The sequence below is a fragment of the Paenibacillus sp. FW101-FHT12H11 genome, from assembly GCF_058790355.1.
The window spans coordinates 256,815-276,339 of sequence record NZ_JBYTCO010000012.1; the positions used below are offsets into that span (position 1 = coordinate 256,815).

At 46.9% G+C, this 19,525-nt stretch carries 21 protein-coding genes; 3 read left to right on the forward strand and 18 right to left on the reverse strand.

Annotated features, from left to right (window positions below; translation table 11 throughout):
• Window positions 1-23: 23 nt before the first annotated feature.
• The 4 genes from AC3WTJ_RS32740 to AC3WTJ_RS32755 form a co-directional block, all read right to left on the reverse strand.
• Window positions 24-1,313: a YycH family regulatory protein gene (locus tag AC3WTJ_RS32740; RefSeq protein ID WP_492525355.1), complete on the reverse strand. Its 1,290-nt coding sequence runs from the start codon at window positions 1,311-1,313 to the stop codon at window positions 24-26.
• Window positions 1,310-3,142: a cell wall metabolism sensor histidine kinase WalK gene (gene walK, locus AC3WTJ_RS32745; protein ID WP_407870053.1), complete on the reverse strand. Its 1,833-nt coding sequence runs from the start codon at window positions 3,140-3,142 to the stop codon at window positions 1,310-1,312. Before walK ends, AC3WTJ_RS32740 begins: the two co-directional genes overlap by 4 nt.
• Before the next feature lie 2 nt (window positions 3,143-3,144).
• Window positions 3,145-3,864: a response regulator YycF gene (gene yycF / locus AC3WTJ_RS32750; protein ID WP_127454036.1), complete on the reverse strand. Its 720-nt coding sequence runs from the start codon at window positions 3,862-3,864 to the stop codon at window positions 3,145-3,147.
• A 135-nt stretch (window positions 3,865-3,999) separates the two neighbouring features.
• A complete protein-coding gene (locus AC3WTJ_RS32755; RefSeq protein ID WP_492525358.1) occupies window positions 4,000-5,544 on the reverse strand; it encodes a peptidoglycan DD-metalloendopeptidase family protein in 1,545 nt (514 codons plus the stop codon).
• A gap of 311 nt (window positions 5,545-5,855) precedes the next feature.
• On the opposite strand from AC3WTJ_RS32755, the gene AC3WTJ_RS32760 reads away from it, so the two are divergent.
• Window positions 5,856-6,119: a hypothetical protein gene (locus AC3WTJ_RS32760; RefSeq protein WP_407870055.1), complete on the forward strand. Its 264-nt coding sequence runs from the start codon at window positions 5,856-5,858 to the stop codon at window positions 6,117-6,119.
• A gap of 29 nt (window positions 6,120-6,148) precedes the next feature.
• Here the strand turns inward: AC3WTJ_RS32760 and AC3WTJ_RS32765 are convergent, their stop codons facing one another.
• The 10 genes from AC3WTJ_RS32765 to rpsF all read right to left on the reverse strand — a co-directional run bounded on the left by AC3WTJ_RS32765 (window position 6,149) and on the right by rpsF (window position 15,102).
• Window positions 6,149-6,805 (reverse strand): hypothetical protein, encoded by a 657-nt coding sequence (locus AC3WTJ_RS32765; protein WP_492525360.1) that lies wholly within the window; start codon window positions 6,803-6,805, stop codon window positions 6,149-6,151.
• Window positions 6,806-6,947: 142 nt separating this feature from the next.
• Complete coding sequence (locus AC3WTJ_RS32770) at window positions 6,948-8,234, reverse strand: adenylosuccinate synthase (protein WP_407870057.1); 1,287 nt, start codon at window positions 8,232-8,234, stop codon at window positions 6,948-6,950.
• Window positions 8,235-8,699: 465 nt separating this feature from the next.
• Window positions 8,700-10,064, reverse strand: a complete 1,365-nt coding sequence (gene dnaB, locus AC3WTJ_RS32775) for a replicative DNA helicase (protein ID WP_127454043.1) — start codon at window positions 10,062-10,064, stop codon at window positions 8,700-8,702.
• 98 nt (window positions 10,065-10,162) lie between these two features.
• Entirely contained in the window at window positions 10,163-10,612 is a 450-nt protein-coding gene (gene rplI / locus AC3WTJ_RS32780) for a 50S ribosomal protein L9 (RefSeq protein WP_127454045.1), read from the reverse strand.
• On the reverse strand, window positions 10,609-12,573 hold the full coding sequence (locus AC3WTJ_RS32785; protein WP_492525363.1) for a DHH family phosphoesterase: 1,965 nt from the start codon (window positions 12,571-12,573) through the stop codon (window positions 10,609-10,611). The genes rplI and AC3WTJ_RS32785 overlap by 4 nt, the downstream gene beginning before the upstream one ends.
• An 18-nt stretch (window positions 12,574-12,591) precedes the next feature.
• Window positions 12,592-13,506, reverse strand: coding sequence for a DUF2232 domain-containing protein (locus AC3WTJ_RS32790; RefSeq protein ID WP_127454049.1), 915 nt, complete (start codon window positions 13,504-13,506; stop codon window positions 12,592-12,594).
• A 6-nt stretch (window positions 13,507-13,512) separates the two neighbouring features.
• On the reverse strand, window positions 13,513-13,824 hold the full coding sequence (locus AC3WTJ_RS32795; RefSeq protein WP_492525365.1) for a MazG-like family protein: 312 nt from the start codon (window positions 13,822-13,824) through the stop codon (window positions 13,513-13,515).
• Window positions 13,825-13,988: 164 nt separating this feature from the next.
• On the reverse strand, window positions 13,989-14,276 hold the full coding sequence (rpsR, locus tag AC3WTJ_RS32800; protein WP_029196139.1) for a 30S ribosomal protein S18: 288 nt from the start codon (window positions 14,274-14,276) through the stop codon (window positions 13,989-13,991).
• 23 nt (window positions 14,277-14,299) lie between these two features.
• Window positions 14,300-14,779: a single-stranded DNA-binding protein gene (gene ssb, locus AC3WTJ_RS32805; RefSeq protein ID WP_127454052.1), complete on the reverse strand. Its 480-nt coding sequence runs from the start codon at window positions 14,777-14,779 to the stop codon at window positions 14,300-14,302.
• Window positions 14,780-14,814: 35 nt separating this feature from the next.
• Window positions 14,815-15,102: a 30S ribosomal protein S6 gene (rpsF, locus tag AC3WTJ_RS32810; RefSeq protein ID WP_127454054.1), complete on the reverse strand. Its 288-nt coding sequence runs from the start codon at window positions 15,100-15,102 to the stop codon at window positions 14,815-14,817.
• A 232-nt stretch (window positions 15,103-15,334) separates the two neighbouring features.
• On the opposite strand from rpsF, the gene AC3WTJ_RS32815 reads away from it, so the two are divergent.
• Window positions 15,335-15,517: a YjzC family protein gene (locus tag AC3WTJ_RS32815; RefSeq protein WP_127454055.1), complete on the forward strand. Its 183-nt coding sequence runs from the start codon at window positions 15,335-15,337 to the stop codon at window positions 15,515-15,517.
• Between the two features lie 16 nt (window positions 15,518-15,533).
• Window positions 15,534-15,803 carry a hypothetical protein gene (locus tag AC3WTJ_RS32820; RefSeq protein ID WP_492525369.1) on the forward strand — a complete coding sequence of 90 codons (270 nt, stop codon included), beginning with the start codon at window positions 15,534-15,536 and terminating at the stop codon, window positions 15,801-15,803.
• 63 nt (window positions 15,804-15,866) lie between these two features.
• On the opposite strand, the gene AC3WTJ_RS32825 is transcribed toward AC3WTJ_RS32820, so the two are convergent.
• From AC3WTJ_RS32825 to AC3WTJ_RS32840, 4 genes are read right to left on the reverse strand one after another with little or no spacing between them, the layout of a single operon-like run.
• The gene (locus AC3WTJ_RS32825; RefSeq protein WP_492525443.1) at window positions 15,867-16,562 is read right to left on the reverse strand and encodes a response regulator transcription factor; all 696 of its coding nucleotides are present in this window, start codon (window positions 16,560-16,562) and stop codon (window positions 15,867-15,869) included.
• Window positions 16,563-16,579: 17 nt separating this feature from the next.
• Complete coding sequence (locus tag AC3WTJ_RS32830; RefSeq protein ID WP_492525371.1) at window positions 16,580-18,007, reverse strand: sensor histidine kinase; 1,428 nt, start codon at window positions 18,005-18,007, stop codon at window positions 16,580-16,582.
• Between the two features lie 12 nt (window positions 18,008-18,019).
• Window positions 18,020-18,772, reverse strand: a complete 753-nt coding sequence (locus AC3WTJ_RS32835; protein ID WP_157326146.1) for an ABC transporter permease — start codon at window positions 18,770-18,772, stop codon at window positions 18,020-18,022.
• Entirely contained in the window at window positions 18,759-19,484 is a 726-nt protein-coding gene (locus tag AC3WTJ_RS32840) for an ABC transporter ATP-binding protein (protein ID WP_492525373.1), read from the reverse strand. The genes AC3WTJ_RS32835 and AC3WTJ_RS32840 overlap by 14 nt, the downstream gene beginning before the upstream one ends.
• Window positions 19,485-19,525: the final 41 nt, after the last annotated feature.

A 19,525-nucleotide genomic window follows, 5' to 3' on the forward strand; every position in this document is an offset into this window, starting at 1 on the left:
CATAAAGATAGTTTTAATCAACCTTATTCGATGAAATCATACGTCCCATCTCGCAGCTCCAGCACCCATGCAGGGACTAACGTGAGGGTCTTTTCCGAAACAACCGGATGGTACGCCGGAAAAATAGAGACGATACTAGACCGCCGCTGATAATACTGCAACCGTTCTTCTAACGCGTCACCGGATAATATTTCCCCGTCACGCCGCTGAGCTGTCTTCAGATCCGGAATAATCATGGAACGTTCGAATCCAGAGATGATTCCCTTCTGTACCTGCATTTTCAGAGAACCATAGCCCTCAGGTTGTGACGTCACAATCGGCAAAGATTCATAATACTGGCGGAATGTGAAGGCCTGATTATCAAAAAGCTGCTTCTGTGGCGTCCGAGCCACCATATATTTACCGTCCCAACCAATATGTTGGTTGATGAATTTAATACCTGCAAGCAAGTTCTCAAGCACTTCACTTTTGCTCTCCACAGGAGCGACAGGGTCCGAGTACGTCACCCATCGCAGGTCACGATTAAGCTGAAAACCGCGTTTGCTATCCGTGTAGATTTCAGAACCATCGCGCTCTTTGAGATAGCGGGTGATGCCAGGATCTACGAACAGGCTTTGCTTCAATTGATCCGCTGTAAGCAGGGTGTAATTGAAGGTATAACTCGGCAGCCTGAGCGGCTTGACCGGAAGATAGTAATCGCCGCTGTTCGTCGTCTTATACAGATTCGTAACATCACCGAAGGCCGCAAAATTCTCCACGTCTTTACTTGTAAAATCGGCCCCGATCACCTCATAGCCTACGCCTGGTGAATCCGTAAAGAAGAAAGCGCGAACATCTTCGTTATTGCCTTTCGAGTAAATCCATATCCGCGTCACTTTATCGTTATCCGCCGGCAGCTCGCCTTCAATCCGCAGCACCTGCTGCAAAATGGTGAACGGGATGCCGTCCCGGAACCGGATCTCGACGCCTTGCTGTTTATTGCGAACATCTTCCCAATTCACGTTCACCAAATACATCGATGTCTTGCGGAAGCCCTTAAAACTCCGCTGCTTAATGTTATCAAGCAATCTTGTATAGTAATAATTCGTGGGATACAGCACGGAATGCTGTTGATTGCCCAAATGGACAATAATCTGATCGGGAAAAAGCATATCCTGCAGCTCTGCCTGCTTCCCAAGTGTCTCTGTCTGCACATAGTTGCTTTGTTGAATGGGCTCAATCTTAGGCGGGCTGTACGACGCCAGCAAAAAGCTTTGATACAGCGAGGTACCAATCAGGATGACAAGCGCGATAGATTTTAAACTCTCAATCATAGCTCATCCTCCTCCTCTTGCTGAATCGGCAGCGTAAATACAACACGAGTCCCTTGTCCCAACTCGGATTCTAAACTAATCGTACCGCCATGCGCTTTGACTATTTCCCGGGCAATGGACAACCCAAGTCCTGTACCGCCCATATTCCGAGAGCGCGCTTTGTCTACCCGATAGAAACGGTCAAAGATACGGGTCAAATCCTTTTTCGGAATCCCAATCCCATTATCCTGAACGGAAATCTCCAGCATATCCTTTTCGATCTTCCGAGCTTCCAGCCGGATGGCGCCTTCATCGCCCGTATACTTAATGGCATTGGACACCAGGTTATCGAGAACCTGATCTATTTTGTCACGGTCAAGCAGCAGGCCGGTTACGCCTTTCTCAACCCGAATCACAATCTCAATCTTGCGCTGCTGCAGCTGAAAAGAGAACCGATCGGCCACTTCCTCCAGCATTTCGCTCACAAGTGTTGTGGACTTGCTCATCATCGATTGCTTGGAATCCAGCCTCGATAAGTGTAAAAGATCCGTCACCAAGCGGATCATCCGCTCTGTCTCGCTGCGTGTCACGCTGATAAAGCGAGAGGCCAACTGCGGTTCCTCGATGGCGCCGTCATCCAGCGCTTCCAGATAGCTCTTGATCGTCGTCAGCGGCGTGCGCAGCTCATGGGACACGTTCGCGACGAACTCGCGTCTGGCTTGCTCCAGCTTCTCCTGATCCGTCACATCCTGCAGTACCGCAATAATCCCGCTCTGCCCTTCTCCCCGGCGATGAATCGGTGTGAACGTAATCCTTACGGAAAACTGCTCATCATCATCCGGCAGTTCAATATTGAGAAGCGTCGTGCGCACCTCACCCTGAAGCAGCCCCTGAATCGTCTCGTCCGGAATCCCGAGCACCTTGGAAATATCGAGGCCGATTGTCGTCTCTTCTTCCGCCTGCAGAATTTGCTTCGCCCTGCGGTTCAGGACGATGACATGGCCCTTATCGTCCGTTGCGATGACTCCGTCGTTCATATTCGTCAAGATGGAGGCCAGCTTCTCCTTCTCCTCTTCATTGAGGGACAGGGCTTCCCTGAGCCGATTCATCATGAAATTAAACGTATGGCCAAGCTGGCCGATCTCATCGGTACCTTGAATAATGACCTGTTGATCAAAATTCCCCTCCGCAACCGCTGTCGCCTGTTTCGTAATCTCTTTGATCGGATTCGTAATCGTACTGGTGAGGATGACACCAAGAATAGCCGTTAATCCTAGCGCGATTAGAGTCCCCGAAATCAGGATGCGGTTAATGGAACGGATCGTCTTATAGACATCCTCCATGGACGCAATCAGATAGACAGCGCCCAGAACGCGCGCACCGCTGCCCACAGGTTTAGCGATAATGACTTTCCGATAACCATCCTCGTCGGTAAAGATCCGCTGGTTGTCCTTAATCCCTTGCAGTGCCCGGATGACTTCCGGCTGCGTATTTTTTTGCTTTAAATGATTGGGAACCGACGTGCTAATGACGTTCCCGTTGGCATCTATAATTTGAATTTCAGCATTATTAATCGAAAATAAATTGCTAACGAACTCGTTCAAATCCGCGTACGTTTTCTTGCCTTCAGCAGCGTTCTTGCTGTCTTGATCTCCTGTGAGGTATGACCCCACGAAACCCGCCAGCAGCGTAACCTGGCTATTGCGTGAAACCAAGAAGTCGTTCTTGAAATACGTCTCCACCGTTTTGTAGAAATACACCCCGATCAGCTGCATTGCAATCAAAATAAGCAGAACATACACAATTATCAGCTTCGCTTGGATCGATTGAAAGAAGCGGATGCCCTTCATGCTCAGAAGCCTCCGGCTTTAGGGCTGCGCATTAAATAGCCAAGCCCCCTGCGCGTCATGATGTACTCCGGACGGCTCGGGTCCGTCTCCAGCTTCTCGCGCAGCCGGCGAATTGTTACATCGACGGTGCGCACGTCGCCGAAATACTCAAAGCCCCACACCGCTTGCAGCAGGTGCTCGCGCGTCATCACTTTGCCGGAGTTTTTGGCCAAATATTGAATCAACTCGAATTCGCGATGCGTCAAATCGAGCGGAACCCCATCTTTATACACCATGTACATGTCGTTATCGATGAATAAAGCGTGAATTCGCATCCCGTTGCGCTGCGTATCCGACTCCGTCGGAGCTGTCTGCACTTTCGTCTGGCGGCGTAAATGCGCCTTGACTCGGGCCAGCAGCTCTCTGGTGCCGAATGGCTTGGTGACATAATCGTCCGCGCCCATCTCCAGGCCAAGTACTTTATCCAGCTCGGTATCTTTGGCTGTTAACATAATAATCGGTGTGTTCAGTTTCGAGCGCACCTCTCGGCACACATCCATCCCATCCTTCACGGGAAGCATGAGATCCAGCAATATAAGATCGGGCTGCTCTGAGAACGCAAGCTCTACAGCGCTTCCGCCGTCATAGGCGCAAACCACCTGATAGCCCTCTTTTTCCAAATTAAATTTCAAAATATCTGCAATCGGTTGTTCGTCATCCACCACGAGAATTTTCCCAAACAAACCTACCACCGCCTACTCCAGGATAAACTGCGAAGTCGTCCTATTCCTTGCATACTACCCTTTATTTTATCATATATTCAACTAAAAAGAGACAAGGTCCCCGAGTTGTCCGGTTTGACCTTGCCTCTATGTACATTAACGATTTAAATACTTCAATGGATTCTCCAAGCTGCCGCTTTTGTGCACTTCGAAATGCAAGTGAACGCCAGTGGAATCGCCCGTGCTTCCCATAATACCGATGGCATCACCTTTTTCAACGATTGAACCTTCGGTAGCAATAATTTTGCTCATGTGGCCATACAGCGTCTCGTAGCCATTCAAATGATTAATAATTACATAATTGCCGTAATCTGATTTATATCCTGTTTCGGTTACTTTTCCATTGTCGGCTGCCATGATGTTTTTGTTACCCGTAATATCGATTCCCTTGTGAAGCTTGCCCCAACGCACGCCGAACGTACTGGAAATACTCGGGGAAATAACAGGCCATGCGAATTTTCCTGTGCCTTCGCCTTTCACGACCTTGGTCCCTTTTTTCACCTTCGCCGTGACAGGTTTGTCAATAATTTCTTCGTCCACGAGCTGCTCGTTGGTCATTAACCCATCGACCTTCGTCACTTGGATTGTCACCTTCTTTAGCCCGTTTTTGCCGGGTGAAATCGGTTGAACAACGCCTACGCGCTGTGAATCATCTTTTACATATTCCGTATCGTATTGAATCTCTTGATTCTTCACAATTTTTTCTGTCGTTTTGACGGACAGCTTGGGTTTAAGCACCGTAACATCAAGCTGATTGCCAATCTTCAGCTTGTCATCCTGAAGGCCAGGATTTTTATCGTAGATGAATTGCTTCGTAATTCCTAATTTCTTCGCGATGCAGGAGACGCAATCTCCCTCAACAACCGTGTATTTCGCAGGCGTCACATCGCCAGTCGTCAACTTCTTCACAACATCTTCCGGTTTAGCCAAATCTTCCGGCTCAATCGGCACTTCGACTTTATCGACTTTCTGAACAAATTCCACTTTCTCCAGCTCTGACGGCGCAGTGGAAATATCCTCGCCCTGGCTTGCAGATAGAACAGAGACTTTAGCTGTTTCCTTGGCTTTTGGTGTAAAAGGCGCACTGACTTGTTCCAAAATCTGATCAGCTGTCTGCTGATCCTTCACAATCGCGATGGTATTCCCATCTACCTTCAATTCGACCCCGACCGGTTGGGGCACTAATGCCTTATTAAGCGTGGCGATTACAGCTGAATCATCCGTAACCGGATTGTAAGCCTTTTCAGGCGTGTAGGTGACACCGTTTGTCTTAAGAACGACATGAACATCTGGGAAATTCTTTTGCACTTCTTCTGGCCTTTGTTGCTTATATTCATCAATCAATTTATTATCGCTCACGACACCGACTTCTTTGCCGTTGAGCATAACGTGATATACATTTACCATATTCGCTTGCACATACTGATGACCTGCAAACGTAATAGCCCCTGTTAGCGCTACCGCACCAACTCCCAGAACTAGAGACCATTTATGTCGTTTGATTACCGTTAGCGTCGTAGTTGTCGATACTTCTTCCAGCTGCTTGTCTGATATTGATTCATTTCCGGTCAAGCTTTCTCGCTTCGGCGTGAATCTCTTGATGAGATCCTGAACAAAGCGCATACCCCTGAAACCTGTCATGATCTTCTCCCTTTGAACGGTTTTGCATCCATGAAGTAATCATTCAAATACATCCTAATGATTAATTACTCCAAAATACATAAATAAACCTTAATTAGACATAATATCCGTGAAGATATCTACCTTTTGTTAAATTTAACACACTTTCTCTGCTTATTTCAACAAAATACTCGATCTCCATGTGATAGATTCGTGTCCACCGCCAAAAGAAGCCGTTAAAGTTTCATTTTTTTGTACATAAATCCAATAGATTTACACCCAATTACGAGAAATGACGAATTTGAGTGAAAAATTGAAAGGGGAGCTTATGCATGGAAATTAATTTGGAAGCTACGTTCACAGATCGGTCTACAATGGAGAAAACAGCTGAAGTCCTTAGATCTCAAGGTGTGCTGGATATCAAGTTCAATTATGGCGGTGAACCACATACGGACGACTTTGCCGGCGGTTTACTGCAATCGGTTGATAGCTTTTCGGCAGCTGAACCCTCTTACGCGCTCATCGTTTGTGTAGAGAAATCGCGCTACCGTCAAGCTGAGGACACGATTATGAAATTCGGCGGACAGCTCCATTAAGGCTGATCTAAGATCTCGAATGAGGAAAGCTAGTATTTGTTCAGGATAGCTGTTAATTGTTGAAGTTCCGTCTCGCTCAAATATTTCTTGAGCGTATCATTAACCTGCTTAAGTTCATCCGTTGTAATCCCGTCCTCAAGCAAAGCAGACAGATGCTGCACCTCATTTTGCGGCAGCTTAGCAACAACAAGAGAAAATATTTTCATCTTATCATCGCTGGATAACGCTTCTTTCTTCTTAGCGAAATCCTCGGTCGACATGACAAGTTCCTTCTTCTGCTCGTTTGCATCACTTACACGCCCCATGACGGCTACGGCATCATCATCCTTCACTCCTTGGGAAGCCGCTTCACCAGATGTTCCTGCGTCCGAATGTAAGGGATCACTCGAATTGGAACCAGGTACGCTTCCAGACGGGCTGGGATTAGGACTAGGCGTAGCTGCCGGCGGTGTTTCCACCGGGGTAGCTTGCTTCCCCCCGTCTCTACGCATAACTATATTCAAGTCTCCCGCCAATCTTGCAGCAAAATCACTAAATTGAATCTTTTTACCCAAAGCCGGTATCTGATATTGTCGAAATATATCCTCTACATACATGTTAACAACATACCATGTCGTAAACATCGTGATTGATGTAATAAGTACACTACTTATGACGATTTTGCCCAGCCACGTTAATACTTTCATTCTCTCTATCACTCCTGACGCTTAAATCTGTTCCCTCCTTCCCAGTATTGACGAAATCGTGCCCATTAAATCCCAATGGACAAAAAAGAAATCCTCTAGGCTGCTGATAAGCCTAGAGGATTTTGTATTTATCTCGATTGAATTAAGCGTAGATTGGACGAACCAAATTCGTTTGCTCACGGTTACGGCCTACGGAGAAAATCGCGATTGGAATGCCTGTCAGTTGAGAAACACGCTCAACGTAGTGTCTTGCATTCTCAGGCAGGTCACTCAATGTACGCGCCCCAGACACATCCTCTGTCCAGCCCGGAAGCTCTTCGTAGACAGCTTCACACTCTGAGATGGCTTTCAAGCTAGCCGGGTAGTGCTCGATAAGCTCGCCGCGGTACATGTAGCCTGTGCAAATTTTAACCGTTTCAAGCCCTGTCAGAACGTCGATGGAGTTCAAAGACAGGCCTGTAATGCCGCTAACGCGTCTTGCGTGACGGACAACCACGCTGTCGAACCAGCCAACACGGCGCGGACGGCCTGTTACTGTGCCGTATTCGAAGCCTTTTTCACGGATCCAAGCGCCAATTTCGTTGTCGAGTTCCGTCGGGAACGGACCGTCGCCGACACGAGTTGTGTATGCTTTGGCTACACCGATGATGTTGTGGATCTTCGTTGGTCCTACACCGGATCCGATACATACGCCGCCAGCCGTTGGGTTGGAGGAAGTTACATACGGGTATGTGCCTTGGTCAATATCCAACATAACGCCTTGTGCGCCTTCGAACAGGACTCTGCGCCCTTGATCGATGTACTCATTCAGAACGACAGAAGTGTCCGTTACATATGGACGAATGATTTCTGCGTATTCGAGGTACTGCTTAAGAATCGGCTCTACATCTAGTCCTGTGGAACCGTATACTTGCTCGATCAATACGTTTTTCTCTGCGACGATGCGTCTTAGTTTTAATTCAAACTCTTCCGCATCCATTAGGTCCGCGATACGAATCCCGTTGCGTGCTGCTTTATCCATATAACAAGGTCCGATCCCTTTGCGGGTCGTGCCAATTTTGCTATCGCCTTTACGATCTTCTTCCAGACCGTCAAGCACCAGATGGTACGGCATGATGACATGCGCGCGGTCACTGATGTTTAAATTTTTTGTCGAAAAACCATTATCATGAATGTAGTTAATTTCTTCAATGAGTGCAGCGGGATTAATAACCATACCGTTCCCGATAACACATGCTTTATCTTGGTAAAAAATACCGGAAGGAATCATCGTCAGCTTATACTTCTTCCCGCTGATAATAATCGTATGGCCTGCGTTGTTACCACCTTGGTAACGAGCTACAACCTCAGCAGATTCCGCTAAGAAATCCGTGATTTTCCCTTTCCCTTCATCTCCCCATTGCGTTCCGACAACAACAACCGTTGACATATGCACTTACCTCCGTACGGTGACGAGTCACCCATAATGAGCCGTTATGGCTTTCGTATCACTGAAAAACATGGACTTCATTAAAGCACTAAAGTGTTCAGCGTCCACTACTCACCGAAGGAACCAGGTCTCCTCGGCAGTAATCTGCAGGAAGGGCACCTACCTTTCGGCATGAAAAACGACCTTAACTCGAAGCTGCCCTGCTTAGATCTGATCATGCAGGCAGACGAACAAGGTTTTTTTCACCGTCTTTAGTGTAGCAGTCCCCCTACGCAAAGTCAATGAAAAACGAACAATAATAAGTGCTCCTGTATAATCGTTCGGATATTGGTCATACTATGAAGTTGCGTCCGACTTGCCCCATAAAAATAAACGACTTCGTCGTTCTTATGTGAAACCTGTTTTCCGCGAATAGCTCCCTCTAGCTTCCTTATTTCCATGAGCAAGAAAAAAAGCAGCAGGCCGTTAATACTGCGCGGCCGCTGCTTCTTGATGACTACGATCCATGTTCACGAATTTGTTAAATTGCTTCAAGAACGCCAACTCAACGGTTCCTACCGGACCGTTACGCTGTTTGGCGATGATAATCTCGATAATGTTCTTCTTCTCGGATTCTTTATCGTAGTAATCGTCCCGGTATAGGAAGGCTACGATGTCGGCATCTTGCTCGATGGAGCCCGACTCCCTAAGGTCAGACATCATCGGACGTTTGTCCTGCCGCTGCTCAACACCCCGGCTGAGCTGCGAGAGCGCGATAACCGGTACATTGAGCTCACGCGCGATTTGCTTCAGCGTACGGGAGATCTCAGAGACCTCTTGCTGACGGTTATCGCCTTTGCCTCGGCCGGCAATCAGCTGCAAGTAGTCGATGAGGATCATGCCGAGCCCCTTCTCCTGTTGGAGACGGCGGCATTTCGCACGAATATCCGCAACCGTGATCTGGGCCGAATCATCGATGAAAATATTCGCCTCCGACAAGGCGCCAATGGCCATCGTCAGCTTCTCCCAGTCGTCGCCTTCGAGATACCCCGTCCGCATGCGGTTCGCATCGACGTTCGCCTCGGCGCAGACCATACGTTGAACGAGCTGCGCCGCGCCCATCTCGAGCGAGAAAATCGCGACGGTTTCCTTGGCGCGTACCCCGACGTTCTGCGCTACGTTCAGCGCGAACGCGGTTTTACCTACAGAAGGACGCGCTGCCAGAATGATTAAGTCGGAACGCTGAAAGCCCGACGTCATCTTGTCCAAGTCGATAAAGCCCGAAGGAACGCCTGTGGATCCGCCTTTATTCGAGTAGAGAGACTCTACCTTCTCGAAGACTTCCATGAGCACATCGCGAATGACCACGAAACCGCTCGAGCTGCGGCGCTGCGAGATCTCAAGAATCTTCGCCTCCGCTTCGCTCAGCATGGACCCTACATCGTCTTCATTGGCATAGCCATTGGTGACGATTTGGGTGGCTGTGCGGATCAAACGGCGAAGCATCGATTTCTCTTCGACGATAGCCGCGTAATAGTCGATGTTAGCAGCTGTCGGCACCGCGTTCGCTAGCTCGGACAAATACGTAACGCCGCCGATCTCTTCCAGCTGCTGTTTGTTCTGCAGAAGCGATGTTAGCGTGATCAGGTCGACAGGCTCTTGATCCTCCGCCAGCTCAACGATCGCTTCAAAGATGCGCTGATGCGCTCCCCGATAAAAGTCGTCGCTCGTAATCCGCTCCATCGCGGTAATTAAAGCGTCACCGTTAATCAAAATGGCGCCGAGTACGGCTTGCTCGGCTTCTATATTTTGAGGGGGTACGCGATCCATAAACATGTTGTCTCCGCTCATGCTTCAGTACCCGCCTTTCTTTTCATAGTTTAGTAGTCTTGGTACCAGACAATAGATAAGAGCCCCTCCTAGGGACTCTCATTTGCCTTCTCAGTCACTTATTTCTCTTCCAGAACCTGTACGTTCAAACTTGCTGTAACTTCGCTGTGCAGCTTCACAGGGACCTTCGTAACGCCTAGTGTACGAATTGGTTCGTCAAGGACGATTTTGCGTTTATCAATCACAATCTTGTACTGTTTCTCCAAAACTTCTGCGATTTGCTTGCTCGGAATTGCACCGAACAATCGGCCGCCTTCACCGGCTTTTGCTTTGATTTGAACCGTCATTTCGTTCAACTTCTCGCCTAGCGTTTTGGCATCGGCTTTCTCTTGATCCTTTTTGCGTTGTTCCGCTTTTTTCTGATTATCCAGCACCTTCACTGTCCCCGTTGTCGCGGGAGCTGCAAGCCCCTGAGCAATGAGGAAATTCTGTGCGTAGCCCTCGGATACTTCTTTGATTTCGCCTTTTTTGCCTTGGCCTTTAACATCTTTTAGTAAAATGACTTTCATTCGAAAAGTCCCTCCTCTTCCTGCATCTCATCGAGTACTTTCTTCAATCGGTTCGTTGCTCCCTCTAATGTCGTGCCATCGAGCTGAGTTGCCGCATTGGTCAAATGACCGCCGCCGCCCAGCCGCTCCATCACGAGTTGGACGTTCATCTGCCCCAGCGATCTGGCGCTGATGCCGATCAGTCCATCCGGCCGTTCTGCGATGACAAAGGAAGCCATAATATTCGTCATATTCAACAATGTATCAGCAACCTGTGCAATCATCAACTGAGAATATTTGCGATTAGGCTCAGCAACTGCCAAAGCGATATGCTCATGGATAGTTTCTGTATGCTTGATCACTTCAGCTCGCTCGATGTACGAATCGAGGTCTTCCTTCAGCAAACGCTGAATCAGCGCGGAATCTGCGCCATTACGGCGCAGATAGGAAGCGGCTTCGAAGGTCCTCGCCCCCGTGCGGAGGCTGAAGCTCTTCGTGTCGACTACGATGCCGGCCAGCAAAGTCGTAGCCTCGAGCACTTCCATCGTCAGCTTCTCATTGATGTATTGCAGCAGCTCGGTCACCAGCTCGCAGGTAGAGGACGCATAAGGCTCCATATAGACGAGTGTCGCGTCATTGATGAACTCTTCGCTGCGGCGATGATGATCGACCACAACGACCCTGTGTGTCTGCTGGAGCAGCTTAGGCTCGGCTACCATTGAAGCCTTGTGCGTATCGAGCACCACAGCCAAGGTCCGCTGCGTAGTAATCTGCATCGCCTGCTCCGGTGTTATGAACCAACGATGCAGCCGCTCATCACCGGCAATCGTCTCCATCACTTTCTGGATCGAGGGATTCACTCCCTCAAGCACGATGTAACCTTCCTTGCCAATCACTTGCACAGCCTTCAAGATGCCGATCGATGCGCCGATGCAGTCCATGTCCGGAAAGCGGTGTCCCATAATAACCACTTTATCGCTATCCTTCATCAAATCCCTTAAGGCATGGGATATGACTCTGGCCCTAACCCGCGTGCGCTTCTCAACCGCATTCGTTCTTCCGCCATAAAAGCTCAGCCTCTGGCCCACTTTCACCGTCACCTGATCGCCGCCGCGGCCTAAAGACATGTCCAGGCCCATCTGCGCCATTTGACCAAGCTCCATTAATTGCTCCGCACCAGATGCGATCCCGATACTTAGCGTCATCGGCAGCTTGTTCTCTATCGTCAGGTCCCGGACATCGTCCAGAATTTCAAATCGCGTTTGCTCTAATTGACGCAGAGCTTTCTGATCCATCAGAATGAGGAAACGGTCAGAGGATGTCCGGCGCAAATAAAGCTGATTTTTCTGAGCCCATTCGGTAATCTCACCTGTCACTTTGGCCAGCATAATGCTGCGCGTTTGATCATCCAGACCTTGCGTTGACTCCTCCAGATTATCCATCATGACGATACCGATCGCCGTCTTCTCATCTTCGTACTTTCTCGCCAAGTTTGCATGCTCCGTGATTTCCCGGAAATAGAGCAGTCTTTCTTCGGCCCGAATCGAGACTTGATAAATGGACTTCCCGATGGTGAGATCTACTTTATCGCTTTTATCTTTTCGGTTTTTCAGGTCTGGCAAATATTCGTACAACGGCTCGCCGATGACGGAATCCTGCCCAAGCATTTTCGCCACAAACGGGTTGTGCCATTCGATGCGCTTCTCTTCATTATATAAAATAATTCCGATAGGAAGGCCGCTCATCACTTCATTGCCGGCTTTTTTGACCCGATGCGTAATCGTTCCGACATACATATTCAGCTCTTTGCGAAAAGCTGTTTCCGCTTGGAGCGTGAAGTACGCCAGAACAGCGCAGACCAGGAAGGCCGTAACACCCAGCCACCATTTGAACATATAGATGGTAGCTGACATGATGATGAGCAGAACGAAAATCCACACGATGTGTTGACCGTGCCATCGCTTCAAAAGGAACTTCGGCATTCGAACTAGCTCCTAATCCTATAAATTTTTCTTAAACCGTTCACGGATTGGAAACGCAACATCAAATACCCCTAGTAAGCTGTAAACGATAAAAAGTGGCGGCATGAAACAAAGAATGATCATCGCCACGATCGGCAGAATTGGCTTCCACTTGTTCGCATGCGCAACAAAGAATAGAAAACAGATCGCTTGAATAGCGAACGCCAGCATCAATAGTGGCATCGCATTCATCATCAGCGTCGGAATGAGTGAATTGGAAGCTGGATTCATAAAGAGATCGAGCACAAACACGATCAAATAAATCCACACCAACGATTTCTGCAGCATCCACTCCCGCATTGGGCGCAGACCTGGAATGCCTTCTCCTGTTTTGTTGAGCAGCCAGCGGCTGATGCCGTGAGTGACAAAGGTGTAGAACAACGCCACAAAGATCAGATACAAAGGTATTACTTGCACAATGAAATTCACATACCAGTCCTGGTCCTTCGGTAGAACCTCCCGAATGCCCGGCGGCATACTTGCAATGCTGTCCATCATGAAAAGTTTGAATTTCGCTACCGGATCGAATCCGAGGGAATACCCAATGAGCAGACTAAGCAGTGACTCTGCCAGAATGGTGATAATTCCTGCTGTAAGTACGGTTCTAGCGGCGGCTTTGCGTTTATATAAGTTACCCATGACCAGCACCGGCGGCAAGAAGAACAGCGATACGGACATGAGGGATATCCCATGCCACTGGGTAAGCAAATAAACGACGAGCAAGCTGATGACATAACTGATGACGAAACGTTTGGTGCTTGATTTTACATATAACATCAATACAGGAATCATGAGAAAACTAAATGTGAAAATAATAAAAGGCGTCATTAGAGATAGCAATGAAAGGATCGTCACCGCACTCCAAATGATGCTTTGCCAACTTCGATTCCCCAACCGGGCTCACCTCTTACGTAAATGTTCTTCGAGCGATGAAATGTCGCCGTACCAGTCCTCAAGTTGATGGCCCTCTTGGCGGTGCTTCTTCATTTTCTCTACAATGGCTTCGTCCAAATCGCGATAAGATATACCCAGTCTTCTTCCCAAAATATAGCCGCTTGAAATTAAACTGGCTAAGCCATCCACGATTCTGGCATGGCTGCCTTCCCATATGCCTTTAAGCAGGTGCGCTACGTGATCTACGACTTCTGTCTTGAGCCACTCAATGACTTTGGCTCGTCTGGCTAGGTCTACATCCTTTTCCCTATTCAGCAACCGTCATCTCTCCTCATCCTACAAAAGACTATAGCGTTAATTATACCACAAAATAGGGGGAGAAAAGAAAGCCTCTACAAAGCCGTGCGTTCTCCCCTCTCGCCTATGGACTTCTCGGCATACAAAAAAGACAGCCGTATAAACAGCTGCCTTCTTAGTAAACCCTATTCCGTTGTGTAAGGCAACAATGCGATTGTACGGGAACGCTTGATAGCGATCGTCAATGCACGTTGGTACTTAGCGGAAGTACCAGTTACACGTCTAGGAAGAATCTTCCCGCGCTCACTGATGAACTTTTTAAGAGTTTCGATGTCTTTATAGTCAATGTGCTTGATTTTGTTAACTGTGAAGTAACAAACTTTACGACGTTTACCTTTACCGCCTTTACCACGAGGAGCAAATTTGCGATCGCCGCGATCTTCACTATTGTTATCTCTTTTTTGGAAAGCCATGAATTTGTTCAGTCCTTTCTACTTTAGAATGGCAAGTCATCATCAGAAATGTCGATCGGTTTTCCGTCATCGATGAAAGGATCTTGCTGCTCGCGTGACCCACCGCCACGATTGCCACTGCCTCCGCCGCCGTAGCTAGCGTTTGCGTTCGATCCACCGTCTTCACGATTTCCGGCACCGTTACTGGATTCAAGGAAGCGTACATTATCGGCAATCACTTCGGTCACGTAAACTCTCTTGCCCTCATTGTTGTCGTAATTACGTACCTGAATTCGGCCTTCCACTGCTGTCAAACGACCTTTACGCAAGTAGTTCGCGCATGTTTCGGCAAGCTGCCTCCACGTGACGATATTGATAAAGTCCGCTTCGCGTTCTTTCGAACCTCCGCTTGTGAAAGGACGGTCTACTGCAAGAGTAAACTGTGTAACCGCAACGCCGGCTGGCGTATAACGAAGTTCTGGATCTCTGGTCAATCTACCGATAAGAATGACACGGTTCAACATAGAACATTCCCCCTGACGAAAATACTGGCATGCAATTAAGCTACGTCGTTTGTGATTAAGTGACGGATAACTTCATCCGTAATCTTAAGTACGCGATCAAGTTCAGTTACAACAGCAGGTTCTGCGTTGAAGTGTACAAGCACGTAGTGCCCGTCACGGAACTTATTGATCTCATACGCAAGACGGCGTTTGCCCATCAGGTCATGTTTGGAGACTTCGCCTCCACCGTTCGTGATGATGCCTTGGAACTTTTCTACTGTAGATTGAACAACTTCTTGCTCAACGTCAGTACGAATGATGTACATCAGTTCATATTTGCGCATGTATGTCACCTCCTTTTGGACTAAGCGGCTCCTGTTCAAACTTGTTCGCACAAGCGAAGGAGCAAGGAGCGAGGATTCTTTTTCAAAACTCGCACCTGAATACTATAGCAAATTGAACACCAGATTACAAGTCTTTCTCTCAAGGATGAACATGGCAACGCCTATCGTACATGCTTCCCCTTCAGGAGGGTAATCTAAACCTGATTGAAAATCTTCCGAAGAGGTGATCAATGTGGGTGAATGGACACAGTTCAATGAAGGCGATCATGTACCTAACGACGGCGTATACATCGAGATGGGTGAGAATGCCGTCCACATGGGTATTGAGAACCCGAAAATAGTCACGTTAAAAAAAGGAGACAGATTTCCGGCCAACAGCAACCATAATCGGAAATGGCACCGCAAAAAGCCTTAACTAGGAGAAATTCACCATGAGAACATCCACTTTTACTTGGCTGTTTACCTTCATTGGTGCAGCCCTCTGTTTAGGTCATTATTTATTTCACGATCATGATGCCTTTTACATGATCTTCTACGCACTTAGCGTTCCTGCCTGGTTTGCATCCACATTCACGGATATCTATGAGATCTCCATGTCTCGGATGCTTGTCATCTATGTATTAACGATCGCTACATGGGCGCTAGTCGGCTATGTCATTGATCGATTCTCTATCAGTTACAGAAACCGCAGGAGCTATTAGCGGCTGAAATGAAGGAAAGCTGGCCCCTAGGTAGTTTAATTTACCTGCTTAGGACCAGCTCTTTTACACAATAAACCTGTACCCTGAACCCCAAACTGTACCTATGTACTGAGGTTTCGACGGGGTCTCTTCGATTTTCTCTCTGATTCTGGCGATATGAACCGTGACGGTCGAGGCATCACTCATCGCATCCAAGCCCCAGATTCTCTCAAAGAGCTCTTCCTTGCCAAACACCCGATTGGCATTCTGCAATAAAAATAGAAGCAGGTCAAATTCTTTTTGCGCCATAACGACTTCATTTCCGTTCACAAAGACGCGCCTTGCCTCCTTCTGAATCTCCAAACCTCTAACTTGAATCGTGCTTCCTTCATTCCCTTTGCCAAACCGCTCTTTCATCCGCTCAAACTTTTTCAAATGAGCCCCTACCCGCGCAACCAGCTCGCCGGAGCTGAAAGGCTTGGTAATATAATCGTCCGCACCAAGGCCCAAACCGTTAATTTTATAAATTTCCTCTGCTCTTGCCGATACCAGAAGAACGGGAATATCGTCATGCTCGCGCACTCTCTTCAATACTTCAAATCCATCGATATCCGGCAGCATGATATCTAAGATGATCAGCTCAAAGTCTTCATCCTTCAGAGCTTTCAATCCCGCTAATCCACTGTTCACCGTCTTAACAGAGTAACCGCTCAACTCGAGGTAATCTTTCTGGAGATTGGCGATACTTTGATCATCTTCAATAATCAGAATTTTTTTCATCATAACCTCCAAGCCTACTAGAACTTCTTCAGAGATATCATTATCTGAGTACCCTCTCCTACGGCACTTTTCGCCCATATTTTCCCGTCGTGCCCTTCTATAATTTGCTTGGCGATGGCAAGTCCTAGTCCACTGCCGCTTTTTCTTGAAGGGTCCACCTGATAAAATCGCTCAAAGATATGGGGAAGTTTATTTTCCGGTATTCCTTTTCCATTGTCCTTAATTTCTATGATTGCAGATGTTCTTGTTTCCCTGAGAATAATCTCAATCTTTCCATCCGCTTTCTCTACATATGTCATGGCATTATCAAGAATGTTCTGTATGACCCTCTTTAATCTTTCACGATCAATTAAAACTTTGACTGGCTCATTAAGTTGATTTATTAACGATAACGATAGGTTCGCCTTTTCGTATTCATATTTATGATCCGCGACACAATCCTCAAAATAGCTCGCCAAATCACTCTTTTCAAAATGGTAAGGAAGCTGGTTCAAATCAAGCTTGGAGTATAGAAGCAGATCATCGATCATAGCGTTCACGAGAATTGCCTTGGATCGTGCCGTTTCCAGATACTCGTCCATCTTCTCAGGTGTCTTGGCTACTCCATCGATAATTCCTTCAATATACCCTTTGATCGATGTCACAGGCGTCTTTAAGTCATGGGATATGCTTGAAACAAGAAACTTCCGGTTATCATCATATTTTTCCTGCATATAAACCGATTCTTTCAGCTTAATTCTCATGAGCTCCAGCGTCCTGCATAACTCGCGAACTTCACCCTCGCCCTCTTCAGCAATCCCTTGGCTTAAATCACCTTCGCTAATTTTATTAGCAGCAGCTTTGAGTCTGGAGATCGGCTTAATAATGCCGCGGGAGAATCGATACGACACCCAAAAGTTCGTTAACAAGAAAACAACGGTGAACACACTGACTGTAAATATGCCGAGCAGCATAAAAAAGTTCGTTTTCAGCTTGATTGGCGCAAGCAGCAGCAGAACACCGGGATCGCCAGCCTGCACCTTATAATCCACTCTTGTAATCATATAGGTTTTACCGGCAAGTTCGACCTCATCGCGGGTTGCCTGGTTGTCTGAGAGCATAAGGCTTCTCTCAATATCGATCCTGTTGAAATTTTGCGTAGCGTATACAACTTCTCTATTTTTCAAAATAATCGCACTGGCATCCAAAGCGTTAACCCGATTAGCAAGCTCTTGTTGAAATTTCGTATCCAGTAGCTGCTCGAACTTAAGGGGCTGTGCTTCTCTTTTGATCTCGCTGATCGCCGCTCGAACTTCGAAAGCCTTTTGAAACTCCTTCGTATCGGCTTCGCGGCCAAAAACCTTCGTATAAGCAGCAACGAAAATAATGACAGCCAGAACTGTCAAACCAATGGAGAGCAGCACAGCCAGCGCATTCATCGTGAAGAAACGTTTGGTTAAATGCATAAAGATCCCTTCCTATATATCCTTACTGTCAAACAAATAATACCCTGTTGTAAATAACATCATACCACAGCCCGACATGATTAGAATCTGACGGAATATTTTAAACACATTCATCGTTTCCGATATCCATAATGTATACCAATCCAGCATCGAAGTAATGAAAAAACTGGAGTAGGATGAGAAGACAATACCCAATGAATTAAAAACAATAAATATCAGAATCGAAAGGAAAAATACAGCTAGTCCCCCTTGTATCACGTTAGACAACAAGACGACAATCAACGCAAACACAAATACGGGGAAAAAGGTTAATCCGTACGATAAAACAACCTTCAAGATCCCTGGCAAACTTGCTGATGAGGGATTAAAAATAAACCCCGCTAGTAATGAAAGAATCATCACGAACAGAAGATTGCCCGCAATAAATAAAGCTAAATTCAACACTTTTGCGCTAAACACACTGAATCGGGAGACTGGTCTCAAAAGTGTTATTTTCATTGTATTCGATGAAGATTCACCGTTAAACATATCGATCGCCACAAAAATGGCAAACAGCGGTAAAAGCGTATAAGTAATAAATGATAGAACGACGATAGGAAATTCAACGCTTCCTACAACCCTTAATCCCAGCCCATGCTTGATTGTGGTTACAGCGATCTGTCCAACCAAAACAGCAAGGATAGATAAAATGGCAGCCGCCATCATTTTTTTCTTTTTCAACAACTTCACGGATTCATTGATAAATGCGGCCTTAAACCCTTCCATTCCGGTCCACCTCACTAACAAAAAAGTTCTCCAACGAAGAATAATACGAGAGGATATTCTGCGTATATTCTACATTAACAAGCTTGCCTCCATAAATGATGCCGATTCTTGTGCACGTTAGTTCCACATCATGAATCAAGTGGCTTGAGATAAAAAATGTCGTGCCTTCCTGAGAAAGTTGTTTGATCAATTTCCTCATCTCCAGCATCCCTTCAACGTCTAGACCGTTTAGGGGCTCGTCCAATATTAATAATTTAGGTTTTGACAGTATAGCCGCCGCGATCCCCAGTCTTTGTTTCATCCCCAGTGAAAACTTCTGAGATTTCTCATTTTTATATTTCAACATGCCTGTAAGTTCCAAGCACTCATCAATTCTCTTCTGATCAACATGCGGATAAAATCTAGCGAACATCTTTAAATTATCATTAGCTGTTAAATAAGGATAAGATTCCGCTGTTTCAATCAAGCAACCCACATGCTTCATGGCATTTACATAGTCGTCTAAAATGCTGGCACCGAAAATTTTCACATCGCCACGGTCTGGCTTCATCAGTCCAGTTATCATTTTCATAGCTGTCGTCTTCCCTGCACCATTCGGCCCCAGGAATCCGAATATATCGCCTTGATCAACATTCAGGTTTAACTCTGTGATCCCTCGGCCATTTTTGAATGCCTTCGTTAATCCACTTATTTCAATCGCCTTGACTGTCAATTTCCATCATCTCCCCAAAAAAACGCTCAGGAAGCCGCACC